A 14,117-nucleotide genomic window follows, 5' to 3' on the forward strand; every position below is an offset into this window, starting at 1 on the left:
AAGTGATTGAAGTATGTGTTACAGTTAATTATAAAGATAGAAACTATCACACAAATGTTATTGTAAGTAAAGATACGATTTGGACAAAAATTAAACAATTGGCAGAAGAACAAGTTAAGAAACAGTGGACTGTTTAAATTTATTTGCAACTTAAAAAGCTAAATGAAGTTAGGAGATATAGGGGAGTTCTGATAGAATATAAAGGAATTTATTTTTTCATGCTAAGCACGCTTCTTATATATTTTAACGTTTGACTAACCTATCTGTAATATTTATGGCTACAGTATGTTACTAAACGAGAAATCATATTTTTTATCGTAGGAGGACAACAATGAACAGCGACTTTACCTTGGCCATTCACAGTTTAACTTATTTAGCTTTACAGCCAGATCGGATGTCAACAAGTAATGCTATTTCAGAAAGTGCAGGTGTTCATCCAGTACGCATTCGCAAAGTGCTAAGTTTGTTAAAAAAACATAAGTTTATACAATCAAAAGAGGGAACGGGTGGAGGTTTTATTTTTGCCCGAGATTTAAGTGAAATTAATCTTTGGAATATGTATCAAATAACCTCTGAAGGTGCATTGCAGCCGAAGTGTCCAGAATCAAATGATCAGTGTATTGTAGGTTCGAACATGCGGAAAGTTCTTTTTGCTATTTTCTTAGGTGCGGAAGAACATCTAGGTGAATATTTAAAGAATTATACAATGAAAGAAGTTGTTGACCTTATTAATCAAGAACGTTAAGCGGCCTAATTATTATGTAGCCGTGAGTTCTTAAAAAAAAACTGTAATGAAAAATATTGCAGTTTAAGTTAGTTTTTATATCTTTTTTATCGTTACAAAAAATATTTATAAGAGGGTGAAAAAGTATGATGTCAAATAATAATCATGTTTTAAAAGTGGGAGATTGGGTTCGTGGAATATCAAATGAGGGTGAATTTATAGTTGGTTACATTGTATCACTTGATGAAGTGGAAGATATAGTTACAGTTAGCATTGTGAAACGTGACGACAAGTACACAATAAACGAAGCGATTTTACTCTTTGGTAAACACGTTAACAAACTCCCTGAATCAAAGGTAATAAATAAGGAGCAAATCCTTTATCTTATAGACCTTGCATTATTAACAGGGGATGAAGAATGGTTTATTGAGCTCTCTGCAAAATTAAACTTGATAAAAGAGCTAGTTAATGAGGGATTTTAATAGAACCAATAAGCAAAGAAGTTGAAAAATATTATAAGGAACCGAAGCTTTGGTACCGAGGTTCTGAAAAAATTGTTGAAATAACAAAAGACGAAGCAAATTATATTTTCTATGTAACTGTGCAAATTCAAACTTTTGAAGGGGCACACAATCCGCCTTATGGAGAGGAAACAATTATTTTTCGTATAAAAGGAAATGAAATAAAACCCATTCAATACAAACATAGAAATATCCCTGAAGAAGAGTTAGAAAAACTAAAATTAAGATGACATTGAAGTGATACGTTTGCCTACTCCTAACAATGATAATGATGTAAATAAGCTGTCCATATGGGCAGCTTATTTTATTTTTTCGTTTAGCGAAGATTTTGTGAAATGTTAGCGGTTCTCTTATTGTCATCAAGTTAAAATATGTATTTTCCTAAAAATGTATATGAATGCAATATTGATAATATATAACCTAAAAATTGGTTTATGCATTTAAAAAGAAATTTCTTTTTAACCACGTTAATTATTTATTAGAATATCTTTTTTAAATCAAAATAAAATTTTTAGATAAAGAAGAATATAAATATTTTTAAAATGAGTAGCTTGAATAAACAATATTTTACTGTGTTTTTTGCTAATTAATGCCGTTATAAGCGATAGGAACAAGGGTTGCATGCTAACTGTAAATTATTATCCATATAAAATTATATCCGTTAAATATTTCTGAAAATATAAAAATATTAATTTTATAAATATACACGTTATAATGAGGGCGTCGAGAGAAATTTTATGATCTCTGGAGAAAATATAAAAAATGCGATTAATAGAAAGAAAGGCGTGTGATTAGAGGCGAAATGTATGTAAGGCGCTTCAGTGGCTTGTGTAATCAATACCATAAATGCTGCCGAAGTTATGAAAGTGATGTATAGAATTGAGAAAGAAATGCCTCATAAATGAAGAGAGGCCGGTTTATCTAAAATTACTGTTACAAGTAAGTAAGAGAAACCATTAAAGTAACACACTGTTATTAAAAATGTTGCAACGTATTTATGAAGTCTATTCAATATTGTTCTCTTAAGCGGTCTTTATATAAAGAGCGGATAGTACGAGTAAACTTTTTTGTGAACGCTAACATTTATGTTAGGACGCTAACTAGCGAATGTTTCAATTTGGATTCATTATGATGAAGGACATACAATGTGGGGCAACTTGTAAGGAATTTATTTTCCGAAAAAAGGAAATGTTCGTTAGCTATAAAGAGATACGCAAGAATAGGATACAAGGGGGAGTTATTATATGAACGGGAATACTGCAAAGAAAATAGAAGTTCAAGCTGAAAATATCGCACTAGAAAATGAGCAATATGCAGATCCGAAAAAGTGGCATAAGCAGGATACTACATGGGCATTGAGCCTATTTGGAACTGCAATTGGAGCAGGGGTGCTCTTTTTACCGATTAATGCAGGTTCAGGTGGTTTATTATCATTACTACTAATTACATTGCTTGCATATCCAGTTATGTATTACTCACATAGGGCACTTGCTAAAATGATATACGCTTCTAATTCTGCTGATGAGGGGATCACAGGTACAATTAGAGAGTATTTCGGAAATAAAGCAAGTATCATTTTTAACATCGTATATTTCGGTTCAATTTATACAATCGTGCTAATGTATTCGGTTGCGCTTACAAATACTGCAAGTAGTTTTATCGTGCATCAATTGCACATGCCAGAACCTCCAAGGGCTATTTTATCACTTGTATTAGTTCTTGGTCTTATCGCTATACTGAATTTTGGTCAAGATATTACTGTAAAGATCATGAGTATGTTAGTGTATCCTTTCATAGCTTCTCTACTGTTTATCGCAATATCTTTAATTCCACAGTGGAATACGTCAATGCTTAGCTTTTCAGCTGTTTCTACTGCTTCAACAGGAACAGGATATTTTGGAACGATACTGTTGATTCTACCAATCATCGTATTCTCATTTAATCATTCACCTATGATTTCATCATTTGTTGTGAAACAGAGAGCTACGTATGGAATAGAAGCTACTGATGCTAAATGTGCGCAAATACAAAAAGTTTGTTATATCATGACATTCGCTGTAGTTATGTTCTTCGTTTGGAGTAGTACATTAAGCTTGACTCCAGAGGATTTAAAAATGGCAAAAGAGCAAAACTTATCAATTCTTTCATATCTTGCTAATGAGCTTAATTCACCTGTAATCACGATTGCAGCTCCAATCATTGCTTTTGTGGCTATTACAAAATCTTTCCTTGGCCATTATATCGGAGCATTTGAAGTAATGCGTGACATGATTATTAAGTTCGGTAAATCACGTGGAAAAGTTATTGAAGAAAAAACAATTAAGACAATCGTTCTTACTTTTGTTGTATTATCATGCTGGTTTGTTGCTTATACAAATCCAAGTATTCTTGGACTTATTGATTCTCTAAGCGGTCCATTAGTTGCTGCTATCTTATGTCTATTACCGATGTATGCAATCAATAAAGTACCAGTACTAGCTAAATACAAAGGGAAAATGAGTAACGTATTTGTTATTATTGTAGGTGTACTTACTGTTTTAGCAAGTATTAAGTCATTATTCTAATTCACGATTGTTAGTTTTAATGTAAAATAAAATAGAACGATTTTGGGACAGACTTCTCCGTTTGGAGAGTCTGTCCCTTTTTAATGCGTTACAGTTTGATCTTATTGATTTTATGAGGGATTCACGCATAATTGTAACTAAGGGAGATGATTTTAGATTGATTAAACTGAATATTAGTACAATGGTTTCCGGAGATATAATTGTTACTCGTCTTATAGGTAAGATTAAAACAGATGATGTTTATGAATGGTTTAATGGCTTCGAGCAAGTTTGTCAGCAATTCATTTCCGAGGGACGGAAATACAAATTGCTGGTAGATAGAAAAGGGTACACGCCAGATCATTTTTCAGTTCAAAAAGCATGGAAAGATAAGTTCTTCAACGAAACGATTTTGAAGCACAGTAAGGCAATTGCTTTTCTCCTTGAAGAAGGGGAGATACTGAATTATTTACAACAATCCAATACAAAAGAATCTATAAAATTTTTCGATGATTATGAACTAGCATTCATTTGGTTGAATGAATATCCTATATGAAAATTTTAGCGAACCGGTTGCCCAATCAACTGGTTTTTTTATGATTGTAAGAAGTATCCGGAAGAAAACTTCTATACGAAATGTTTAGTACGAAAGGACATACATTTTTAAGGCGTTAAATATAATTCATAATAGCACCAAGAAGAAAAGAATACGCTTTACGTTATTAGGTTATATGGAAAGTCAGTACGGTAGGGGCGCATAATTTTAAAAATAGCAATGTGGCATAAAGTGAGTAAGGGGGATAAACATATGAGTACTTCAAATTTGAATGAAATTAGTAAACAAATTTTAATAGAGGAGGAAAAACTTCAATTTGCCTCTTTTACAAATGAAGATGCTTTGCAAATAGGTTTATTTATCGTTGAAACAGCGAGGAAAGAAGGGAAATTGATTGCTGTTGATATAGCGAAAAATGGTGTGCAACTATTTCATTTCAAGATGACAGGGACGACTGCGGAAAATACGCAATGGATTGAGCGTAAAAAACGAGTTGTTTCTTTGCACAATCATAGCTCGTATTATATGCAAATACAAAGTGAAATAACGGGCATTCCATATAATGAAAAATATCTTTTAGATAGGTCGGATTATGCTGCGTTTGGTGGTTGCGTTCCTGTGCAAATAAAAGATGTAGGAGTTATTGGAATGATAACAGTTTCAGGGTTACCACCAGAAGAAGATCATGAATTAGTTATAAGGGCAGTTAAAAATCATTTGAAACAATAATAAAAAGTCAAAACCGAACAAGAATATGTTCGGTTTTGACTTTTTATTATTCAGTTCATGAACATATTTCTAATAAGATGTTACGGAATAAAAATCTTTAATTCGAGACACTTTTCTTGACGATTATAATCTATGTAGTTAATATTGTAGATATAAAGTAACTAAATAACTAAAAGTAATTAAGTTATTTTATATAAGTGAAGGTGGGTAAGTAGCATGTGGTAAAAATGCTTTGAATTGCCACTATTAATATTGGGGACAATTAGAAAGCGACAACTATAAAAAATTAGAAGTTAAGAAGTAAGATTGGATCAACAATAATAGTAGCTTCTGTACAATGCATTCTTACTATAGTGGCAATGACTATACATCACGAGGAGGACTGAAATTGGAATCGATGACCTTTGTTTTATTTGGAGCGACAGGGGATTTAGCGAAAAGAAAAATTTACCCCGCGCTATATAACTTATATAGAGATCAAAAGCTTCCAAAGCCAATATCCGTTATTGGGCTTGGAAGACGTGAAGTATCTCATTTAGATTTTCAAAAAAGAATAAAAGAGTCCATAGAAACTTTTTCTCGTCGCAGAGAAGAAGGTACTCCGAAAATAGAAGATTTTTTAGAGTATTTTCGTTATTGTCCGTTAGATGTGAATAAGCCAGAAGATTATAAAAGGTTATTACAAGTAGTTCGTGAAAGGGAAGAAGAACAAAATATACAAGGGAATAGAATGTTCTACCTTTCAGTTACTCCTGACTTCTTTGAGACCATTGCTTTAAATATTAAAGAAAGTGGACTCGATGGAACGGATGGATGGAAGCGCCTGATGATTGAGAAACCGTTTGGTCATGATCTTACATCTGCCCGAGAGCTGAATGATAGGCTTAGTCGAACGTTTGAAGAAGACGAAATATACCGTATTGATCATTATTTAGGTAAACCGATGATTCAAAACATTGAAGCACTTGAATTTGCAAATCCTGTTCTTCAATCGATTTGGAATAAAGAACATATTGCGAATGTACAAATAACAGCTAGTGAAACGGTTGGGGTAGAAGAAAGGGCAGCATATTATGATCATGCAGGAGCCATTCGCGATATGGTTCAAAATCATATGTTGCAAATATTAATGATGACTGCTATGAATCTGCCGGAAAAGATAAATGCATGTGAAATTCGTGAGGAAAAACGAAAGGTAATGGAAACTCTTCGTAAAGTGAAAAAAGAAGACGTTCAGAACCATATTATTCGCGGACAATATGCTTCAGGGGAGATAAAAGGACAAGAAGTTGTAGCGTATAGAGAGGAGCCAGGAGTAAATCCTTCTTCTCAAACAGATACATATGTTGCGGCTCGCTTATGGATTGATAACCCATTTTGGACTGATGTTCCTTTTTATATACGAACAGGAAAAAGAATGAAAGAAAAGTCTACTCGTATTGTAATTGAATTTAAAAATACATTAAAGCAGCAATATCAAGATAGTAATCCAAATGCAGAGCCTAATTTGTTAATCATTGAAATTAGCCCAAATGAAAATGTTTCACTCCAATTAAATAGTAAAAATCCATTGAACAATGGAGAGCTTGAACCGATCCGTATTCATTTTACTTGTGAGCAAACAGGAGTGGGAATACCTGAAGCTTATGAAAGACTCATTTATGATGCTGTATGTGGAGATGCTACATTCTTTGCACACTGGAGAGAAGTTGAATTGTCATGGGAATGGGTGCAGCCAATACTTGAAGCATTCGAAGAAAACTTGTTACCTCTTCATGAATATGAGTCTGGCTCGTATGGTCCGGATGCTGCTCAAGCTCTATTACAAGAAAGTGAATTTAAATGGTGGTTAGATGAGGGATTGAAAAAATAAGTACATTCTTATAAGTAAAGCAATACGCAAAAAAGATATTCATCATTTTATTAACATGTATTTATGATGAAAGGTAATTCAAGGAGGAATTATATTATGAGAGTAGGATTAATTGGTTTAGGTAAAATGGGATTAAATTTAGGGAAGAATTTAATGGATCATAAACATGAAGTAGCGGCATTCGATTTAAATACGAGTGCGGTGGAAGAAATGAAAGAGTATGGTGCTACAGGTGTATCTAGTTTAAGCGAACTCGTTCAATCATTGGAATCACCAAGAATTCTTTGGGTAATGGTTCCGCACGCTGTTGTTGATTCTGTTATTAATGAGATTACTCCGCTGTTATCAAAAGGAGATATTTTAATTGAAGCTGGTAATTCACATTATAAAGAGTCTATTCGCCGATATGAGCAATTAAAGAAAGATGGTATTCACTTTATGGATGCAGGAACTTCTGGCGGAATGGAAGGTGCTCGTAATGGTGCTTGTTACATGATCGGAGGAGATCAAGAAGCTTGGGACATCGTTGAACCTATCTTCCGTGATACAGCTGTAGAAAATGGATACTTATATGCTGGAAAAGCTGGTAGTGGTCACTTCTTAAAAATGGTTCACAACGGAATTGAATACGGTATGATGGCTGCTATTGGTGAAGGATTTGAGATCCTAGAGAAAAGTGAATTTGACTACGATTATGAAAAAGTATCAAGAGTATGGAACAACGGTTCAGTCATTCGCTCTTGGTTAATGGAATTAACAGAAAATGCATTTTCTAAAGATGCAAAACTGGATGAAATTAAGGGCGTTATGCATTCTTCTGGTGAAGGAAAATGGACAGTAGAAACAGCATTAGACCTTCAAACAGCAACTCCTGTTATCGCAATGTCGTTATTAATGCGCTACCGCTCATTAGACAATGATACATTTACAGGGAAAGTTGTAGCAGCTCTGCGCAATGAATTTGGCGGACATGCAGTAGAAAAGAAATAAACATTTTAAAAGTATAACTCGTTAACGTTTAAAAAATGGAGGGAATAAATCATGAAGTTTTTTATTGATACTGCAAATCTTGAGGACATAAAAAAAGCATATAAACTAGGTGTTTTAGCTGGTGTTACAACGAATCCGTCTTTAGTAGCGAAAGAAGGCATTAAGTTTGAAGACCGTATTGCAGAAATTTGTCAGGCAGTACCTAACGTTGAATCTGTTTCGGCAGAAGTAACTCCAGATGTTGTAGCAGCTGAAGAAATGATCTCCCAAGCAGAAGAACTGATTAAAATTAATGGTGGCGATAAAAACATCACGATAAAACTTCCGATGACACTAGCAGGATTAGAAGCTTGCCGCTACCTTACTGAAAAAGGTGTGAAAACGAACGTTACACTTATTTTCACTGTGAACCAAGCTCTTTTAGCTGCTCGAGCAGGTGCAACGTACGTTTCTCCATTTTTAGGTCGCTTAGATGATATTTCTGAAGATGGCGTACTATTAGTTGCTAAAATTGCTGAATTATTCGATGTGCATCAATTAGATACACAAATTATTGCGGCTTCTGTCAGACACCCAGACCATGTCACTCGTGTAGCGATGGCAGGTGCACATATTGCTACAATTCCTTATAAAGTCATTGAACAACTTGCTATGCATCCACTAACAGATCAAGGTATTGAAAAGTTTGCTGCGGATTGGGCGAAAGCGCCTAAGTTATAAGGAAGTAAAGTTTTCACAAATTGCTTTTTCACGAGAGGACCAATCTCTATGTAACTTCATCCTGTAAAATAAATCCCGAGTTTGGCACCTTATTACGTGAAAGCAGCGATATGAAAAGACACCATGCATTTTCAAAACAGCACAATGGTTATAAAAAGGAGCCCCTTATGAGAGTGAAGTTTATGAAAACGTAGCTCTCATAAGGGAGCGTCTTTTTGTATACATCATGGTGCTCTTTTGTTATAGGAATAATTTGAAAGGGGTTACATAGTGAACTCGAAATATATGATTGGTGTAGATATTGGGACAACTAGTACAAAATCAGTTTTGTTTTCGGTGGATGGATCAGTTATTACAAGTCATGGGATTGAATACCCTTTATATTCTCCCGAACCAGAAACAGCAGAACAAGATCCAGAAGAGATTTTTCAAGCGGTCATACATACGATTAAAGAAACGATACAATCAAGTAATGTGCAGCCAGTTGATATTCTTTGTGTTTCTTTTAGTTCGGCAATGCATAGTGTCATTGCTGTAGACGAAGCAGGGAAGCCGTTAACGAGATGTATTACTTGGGCAGATAATAGAAGTGCAAGCTGGGCAGAAAAAATAAAAAATGATATGAATGGTCATGAAATTTACCTTCGTACTGGAACACCAATCCATCCTATGTCACCACTTTCAAAATTAGTTTGGCTTAAAAATGAACATGCTGAGTTATTTGCAAAAAGCTATAAATTCATCTCAATTAAAGAGTATGTTTTTTATAAGTTATTTAAGGAGTATGTAATTGATTATTCTATTGCATCAGCAACAGGAATGTTCAATTTGAAAACTTTAAAATGGGATGAAGAAGTTCTTCGTGTTGCAGGAATTACAAATGAAAAGCTATCTACAGTTGTTCCAACGACGCATAGTTTAATCGGGATAAATGAAGAACTTGCAAGAGAGATGAATGTACTTGTTACTACTCCTTTTATAGTCGGTGCGAGTGATGGAGTACTATCGAATTTAGGTGTGAATGCAATAGAACCTGGGGTTGTTGCTATTACAATTGGTACGAGCGGTGCAGTACGAGTTGTCACAAATCAGCCTGTAACGGATCCGAAAGGTAGGACTTTTTGTTACGCGTTAACTGAGGACCTTTGGGTAATTGGTGGACCGGTTAATAATGGTGGCATGATTTTTAGGTGGGTTCGCGACCAATTATGTACGTTAGAAGTTGAGGATGGGAAGCGCTTAGGAAAAGATCCTTATGAATTGCTTACTGAAATAGCAGCGAAAGTGAATCCTGGATCGGATGGTTTATTATTTCATCCGTATTTAGCAGGAGAAAGAGCTCCTTTATGGAATGCGAATGCGCGTGGATCTTTCTTTGGGCTTGGGCTACATCATAAGAAAGAGCATCTTATCCGTGCTGTTTTAGAGGGAATCATTTATAACTTGTATACAGTTCTTCTTGCTTTAAAAGAGCTAATTGGTGAACCGAAAAAAATTCAAGCGACAGGTGGCTTTGCAAAATCGGAACTTTGGAGACAGATGATGGCGGATATTTTTCATCAAGACGTATATGTTCCTGAAAGTTTCGAAAGCTCTTGCTTAGGAGCGGCAATCCTCGGGTTATATAGTTTAGGTGAAATAGATACATTACATGTAGTTTCTCATATGGTAGGTGCCAATTTTTATCATGAGCCAAACATGGAAAGTGTGGAGAAATATAAAGAATTAATACCGATCTATATTCGTCTGGCCCGTCATCTGGAAGAAGAATATGAGAGTATAGCGGCTTTTCAGAAAAAGTGGGTTTAGAGGCTATTTGGCAGGGAAATATGGTAACTTATAAAGAGGTACTCCGATTTTTTAGGATACTCTTTCAACATAAAATATTTTAAGAAGTATGGTGAATGAAAAATATAGGGAGAGGGTTATGAAAATGACGGATAACAAAGAGTTTATTGGATATGTTGGAACGTACACGAAAGAAAATAGTGAAGGGATATATACTTTTACATTAAATACAGAAGCACAAAAAGTTAGTAATGTAACGCTTGCGGCTAAGCTAGATAACCCTACATATGTAACGGTTAGCAAAAATAATCAATATCTTTATTCTGTTGTTAAGGAAGGCGAATCTGGTGGTATAGCTGCTTATTCGATTAGTCATACTGGAGAGCTAACGGAACAAAACAGACAAGTAGTAGAAGGGGCTTCTCCTTGTCATATTAGTGTGGATAGTGAAAATGGTACGGTAGTTACAGCGAATTACCATAAAGGAACGATAGAGTCTTTCGTAGTTAATCAAGAAGCTGGAACTGTAAATGCTGCCACATCTATTATTACACATGAAGGTTCAGGTCCGAATAAAGAAAGACAAGAAAAACCACATGCACATTACGCGGGATATACTCCTGATGAAAAATATGTAGTGGGCGTTGATTTAGGGATAGATAAAATTATTACGTATGAAATAAAAGATAGTAAGTTAAAAGAAGTAAATAGCTTGTCTGTAAAACCAGGAAGTGGTCCGAGACATATTACTTTTCACCCGAACGGAAGGCACGCTTATGTGATGACTGAACTGAGTTCGGAAGTCATTACGTTATCATATAATCCAGAAGAAGGGTCCTTTACAGAATTACAGTACATTGCTACAGTGCCGAAAGAATTTGATGACAATAGTCAAGGAAGTGCGATTCATATTTCTTCTGACGGCCGTTTTGTATATGCGGGTAATCGTGGTCATAATAGTATTGCTGTTTTCAGTGTGGATCAAAATGCAGGCCAGCTTACATTTGTTGCACATACATCTACAGAAGGAAATTGGCCGAGGGACTTTGTGTTAGACCCGACTGAAAAGTTTCTTGTTGCTACAAATGAAAAATCACATAATCTTGTGTTATTTTCAAGAAGTGAATCTACAGGTAAGTTAACGCTTATCCAATCTGACGTTGTTGTGCCAGAGCCTGTTTGTGTTAAATTTTTAAATATTTAAGTTGTGTTCGATATATTTGAAAAATCGTTGATATAATTTCATAAGTCTAAAAAAAGCAAAGCGATATCGCTTTGCTTTTTATTGTTTCTTTTTCGGTCTACGTACTAACTCGCCGCCGCAGTTTGGGCAAACGTTTTGTCTTTCTTCTGTACATGGTGCACAAAATGTACATTCATACACGCAAATGTAAGCTTCAGAATCTTGCTCCAGCGATTGATCGCAAATTTGACAGTTTGTTTTCATTTGTAGTGCCATAGTAAGTCTCCTTTTAGTTTGAAAATTTATAATTTAATTATAATTCATTAGATAGAATTAGTCTTTTTCAATTGAAAGGAAATCGAATGATAAAGTTGTGATTTGAAATGAAAGATGCCAATTTATTTTAAAATTGATTATTTTGTGCAGTTGGAATATTATGAAATAGTCAAAAGACAACAGGGGGTATACATTTTGACTAATCATAACGATCATTTAAAAGCAAACTGCGAAAAATGCTTCGGTTTATGTTGCGTGGCGTTACCGTTCGCAGCATCGGTAGATTTTGCGGTGAATAAAGATGGTGGGAAGCCATGTTCTAATTTACAGTCAGATTATAAATGTAGCATACATAAAGATCTTAGAGGAAAAGGTTATAAAGGTTGTACAGTATTTGAATGTTTCGGCGCTGGACAGAAGATTTCTCAAGTTACATTTAACGGGATTGATTGGCGGAAAGATGCTAAGCATGCAAGAGAAATGTATGATGCTTTTCCAGTTATGCATCAGCTTCATGAAATGCTTTGGTATTTGAATGAGGCTATTCTATTAAAGGCGACGCAGCCAATTCATAAAGAACTAAATAAAGCAATTGAAGAGACTGAGCGCCTTTCGAATTTAACTGCGGACGAGTTAATGAAAGTAAATATCCCGTTACACCGTGCAGAAGTAAATGTTTTACTTTTAGAAACGAGTGAGCTAGTTTGGAAGGAAATGAATGCTGCGCGTAAGAAGCGAATCATTCACCGCGGAGCAGACCTTATGGGAGCAAATCTGAAAAAGAAAAATTTGCAAGGGGCGAATTTAAGAGGAGCATACTTAATTGCTGCTAACTTAAATGGCGCAGACTTACGTGGAGCAGATCTCATCGGAGCAGATTTGCGGGATGCAGATATTCGTGGGGCCGATTTTACAAATAGTATTTTTCTGACGCAAGTTCAAGTTAATGCGGCGAGAGGGGACAAATATACGAAATTACCGAAATTATTGTCCCGTCCATCGCATTGGAGTGCGTAAAGAGTGTATAAAAACAGGCAGAGATTAAGAATCTCTGCCTGTTTTTCATTTCTTTTCAAAAGTAGTAATGAAAACACTACATATAATAAGGATACCACCAATAAAAAAGTTACTATTTAATGTCTCATTTAATAAGAGCCAACCAAGCAACGATCCAACGATAGGTTGGAAGAAGAAAAATAAAGAGCCGATGCTAGCGTCCATTAATTCTAATCCTTTATTCCAAAGGAAAAAGGCACCTGCCGTTGAGACGACACCTAAGTAAATTACGCCTAATATTACGTACGTATTTACTGTTTCGATAGAGGTTGATTGTAGTTCCCATATCATAAAAGGTGTAATGAAAAAGAGTGAAAAGAATATGGCGTACGTTGTAATCACTAAAGATGAAAATCGAACTGAAGCAATCTTTACATAAATGGATAGTAAAGCCCACGTAATAGCGGCCCCGACTAATATGATCGTACCGATAAAATAGGAGCCAATTTCAATATCCCATCCAATGACGATAATGACGCCAATTGTCGCTATGATAGTAGATAGCAGTCTACGAGCGGTTAGCTTTTCTTTTAAAATGATCGCTGCAAAGATAACCATAAATGCAGGGGTGGCTGATGTTACTAACGAGCCTGTATGAGCATCAGATAATTTTGTTCCGATAAATTGACATGTGATCGAAATGAAGTATCCGATAAATCCAATCCAAGCGAATAATAGCCAATCTTTTTTGCGTATGGTTATTTTTTTCTTTTGCTTTTTCTCAGCTATTTTCAAAATTGCATATAAAACAACAAAAGCAACGATAAAGCGTAGCCAAACGAGTGTCAGTGGTGGGATAAAGTCGAGTACGTATTTGCTAACAACATACATACCGCCCCATATACTAGCTGCTAGTGATAAACATATAGCTCCTAAAATTGTTTGTTTCATGTTAAAGTACCTCCGTCTATTTTTAGGGTATTATGAGTTCCCTAAGACGAGGCATAATGCACGTGTTATATGAATGCCCGTCTTAGTTTATAGACGGCCTACAGGTTGATCGTTTTCGAATGAAGTGTTGTAGTACATGCGTGCATTCCTCCTTCATATTTTATAATGATATTATAACTTAATTTTCAGTTTATTGGGATGTTTCTTTAGAAGATGGAAATGGTGGTTGTCTAAGCAAGCATACTATATGGTAGAAAAACATATTTT

At 35.0% G+C, this 14,117-nt stretch carries 15 protein-coding genes; 13 read left to right on the plus strand and 2 right to left on the minus strand.

What is annotated here, in order from left to right; translation table 11 throughout:
* The first annotated feature begins 2 nt into the window (after nt 1–2).
* The 12 genes from QEP67_RS10600 to QEP67_RS10655 all read left to right on the plus strand — a co-directional run bounded on the left by QEP67_RS10600 (nt 3) and on the right by QEP67_RS10655 (nt 11,648).
* A complete protein-coding gene (locus QEP67_RS10600) occupies nt 3–137 on the plus strand; it encodes a BA3454 family stress response protein (protein ID WP_000573513.1) in 135 nt (44 codons plus the stop codon).
* Nucleotides 138–331: 194 nt separating this feature from the next.
* Nucleotides 332–745 carry an Rrf2-family transcriptional regulator SaiR gene (gene saiR, locus QEP67_RS10605; protein ID WP_001083471.1) on the plus strand — a complete coding sequence of 138 codons (414 nt, stop codon included), beginning with the start codon at nt 332–334 and terminating at the stop codon, nt 743–745.
* Nucleotides 746–870: 125 nt separating this feature from the next.
* Nucleotides 871–1,206 carry an IDEAL domain-containing protein gene (locus QEP67_RS10610; RefSeq protein ID WP_000987458.1) on the plus strand — a complete coding sequence of 112 codons (336 nt, stop codon included), beginning with the start codon at nt 871–873 and terminating at the stop codon, nt 1,204–1,206.
* A gap of 8 nt (nt 1,207–1,214) precedes the next feature.
* The gene (locus QEP67_RS10615; RefSeq protein ID WP_241033909.1) at nt 1,215–1,475 is read left to right on the plus strand and encodes a DUF3888 domain-containing protein; all 261 of its coding nucleotides are present in this window, start codon (nt 1,215–1,217) and stop codon (nt 1,473–1,475) included.
* A 1,014-nt stretch (nt 1,476–2,489) separates the two neighbouring features.
* A complete protein-coding gene (locus tag QEP67_RS10620) occupies nt 2,490–3,809 on the plus strand; it encodes an aromatic amino acid transport family protein (protein ID WP_001014152.1) in 1,320 nt (439 codons plus the stop codon).
* A gap of 112 nt (nt 3,810–3,921) precedes the next feature.
* On the plus strand, nt 3,922–4,344 hold the full coding sequence (locus QEP67_RS10625) for an STAS/SEC14 domain-containing protein (protein ID WP_353706624.1): 423 nt from the start codon (nt 3,922–3,924) through the stop codon (nt 4,342–4,344).
* A 252-nt stretch (nt 4,345–4,596) separates the two neighbouring features.
* Nucleotides 4,597–5,073, plus strand: coding sequence for a heme-degrading domain-containing protein (locus tag QEP67_RS10630; protein WP_064470931.1), 477 nt, complete (start codon nt 4,597–4,599; stop codon nt 5,071–5,073).
* Between the two features lie 388 nt (nt 5,074–5,461).
* Nucleotides 5,462–6,946, plus strand: coding sequence for a glucose-6-phosphate dehydrogenase (zwf, locus tag QEP67_RS10635; protein WP_000445323.1), 1,485 nt, complete (start codon nt 5,462–5,464; stop codon nt 6,944–6,946).
* Between the two features lie 96 nt (nt 6,947–7,042).
* Nucleotides 7,043–7,936 carry a phosphogluconate dehydrogenase (NAD(+)-dependent, decarboxylating) gene (gene gnd / locus QEP67_RS10640; protein WP_001263673.1) on the plus strand — a complete coding sequence of 298 codons (894 nt, stop codon included), beginning with the start codon at nt 7,043–7,045 and terminating at the stop codon, nt 7,934–7,936.
* A gap of 51 nt (nt 7,937–7,987) precedes the next feature.
* On the plus strand, nt 7,988–8,656 hold the full coding sequence (gene fsa, locus QEP67_RS10645; RefSeq protein ID WP_000667685.1) for a fructose-6-phosphate aldolase: 669 nt from the start codon (nt 7,988–7,990) through the stop codon (nt 8,654–8,656).
* A 267-nt stretch (nt 8,657–8,923) separates the two neighbouring features.
* Nucleotides 8,924–10,465 carry a gluconokinase gene (gene gntK, locus QEP67_RS10650; protein ID WP_353706625.1) on the plus strand — a complete coding sequence of 514 codons (1,542 nt, stop codon included), beginning with the start codon at nt 8,924–8,926 and terminating at the stop codon, nt 10,463–10,465.
* 124 nt (nt 10,466–10,589) lie between these two features.
* On the plus strand, nt 10,590–11,648 hold the full coding sequence (locus QEP67_RS10655; protein WP_048566297.1) for a lactonase family protein: 1,059 nt from the start codon (nt 10,590–10,592) through the stop codon (nt 11,646–11,648).
* 78 nt (nt 11,649–11,726) lie between these two features.
* Here QEP67_RS10655 and QEP67_RS10660 read toward each other — a convergent pair whose 3' ends face one another.
* Complete coding sequence (locus QEP67_RS10660; RefSeq protein ID WP_001207875.1) at nt 11,727–11,903, minus strand: DUF1272 domain-containing protein; 177 nt, start codon at nt 11,901–11,903, stop codon at nt 11,727–11,729.
* Nucleotides 11,904–12,098: 195 nt separating this feature from the next.
* On the opposite strand from QEP67_RS10660, the gene QEP67_RS10665 reads away from it, so the two are divergent.
* Complete coding sequence (locus tag QEP67_RS10665) at nt 12,099–12,920, plus strand: pentapeptide repeat-containing protein (protein ID WP_000181447.1); 822 nt, start codon at nt 12,099–12,101, stop codon at nt 12,918–12,920.
* Nucleotides 12,921–12,965: 45 nt separating this feature from the next.
* On the opposite strand, the gene QEP67_RS10670 is transcribed toward QEP67_RS10665, so the two are convergent.
* Entirely contained in the window at nt 12,966–13,850 is an 885-nt protein-coding gene (locus QEP67_RS10670; protein WP_000814750.1) for a DMT family transporter, read from the minus strand.
* Nucleotides 13,851–14,117 lie beyond the last annotated feature (267 nt).

This window comes from Bacillus cereus group sp. MS39 (assembly GCF_040448665.1).
In the GTDB taxonomy this organism is placed as follows: domain Bacteria; phylum Bacillota; class Bacilli; order Bacillales; family Bacillaceae_G; genus Bacillus_A; species Bacillus_A wiedmannii.

Coding starts and splice junctions, on each gene's coding strand:
- QEP67_RS10670 (WP_000814750.1), bottom strand. CDS start 13,850: ATGAAACAAACAATTTTAGGAGCTATATGTTTATCACTAGCAGCTAGT.
- fsa (WP_000667685.1), top strand. CDS start 7,988: ATGAAGTTTTTTATTGATACTGCAAATCTTGAGGACATAAAAAAAGCA.
- QEP67_RS10660 (WP_001207875.1), bottom strand. CDS start 11,903: ATGGCACTACAAATGAAAACAAACTGTCAAATTTGCGATCAATCGCTG.
- QEP67_RS10630 (WP_064470931.1), top strand. CDS start 4,597: ATGAGTACTTCAAATTTGAATGAAATTAGTAAACAAATTTTAATAGAG.
- QEP67_RS10620 (WP_001014152.1), top strand. CDS start 2,490: ATGAACGGGAATACTGCAAAGAAAATAGAAGTTCAAGCTGAAAATATC.
- QEP67_RS10610 (WP_000987458.1), top strand. CDS start 871: ATGATGTCAAATAATAATCATGTTTTAAAAGTGGGAGATTGGGTTCGT.
- saiR (WP_001083471.1), top strand. CDS start 332: ATGAACAGCGACTTTACCTTGGCCATTCACAGTTTAACTTATTTAGCT.
- QEP67_RS10655 (WP_048566297.1), top strand. CDS start 10,590: ATGACGGATAACAAAGAGTTTATTGGATATGTTGGAACGTACACGAAA.
- QEP67_RS10625 (WP_353706624.1), top strand. CDS start 3,922: ATGAGGGATTCACGCATAATTGTAACTAAGGGAGATGATTTTAGATTG.
- gnd (WP_001263673.1), top strand. CDS start 7,043: ATGAGAGTAGGATTAATTGGTTTAGGTAAAATGGGATTAAATTTAGGG.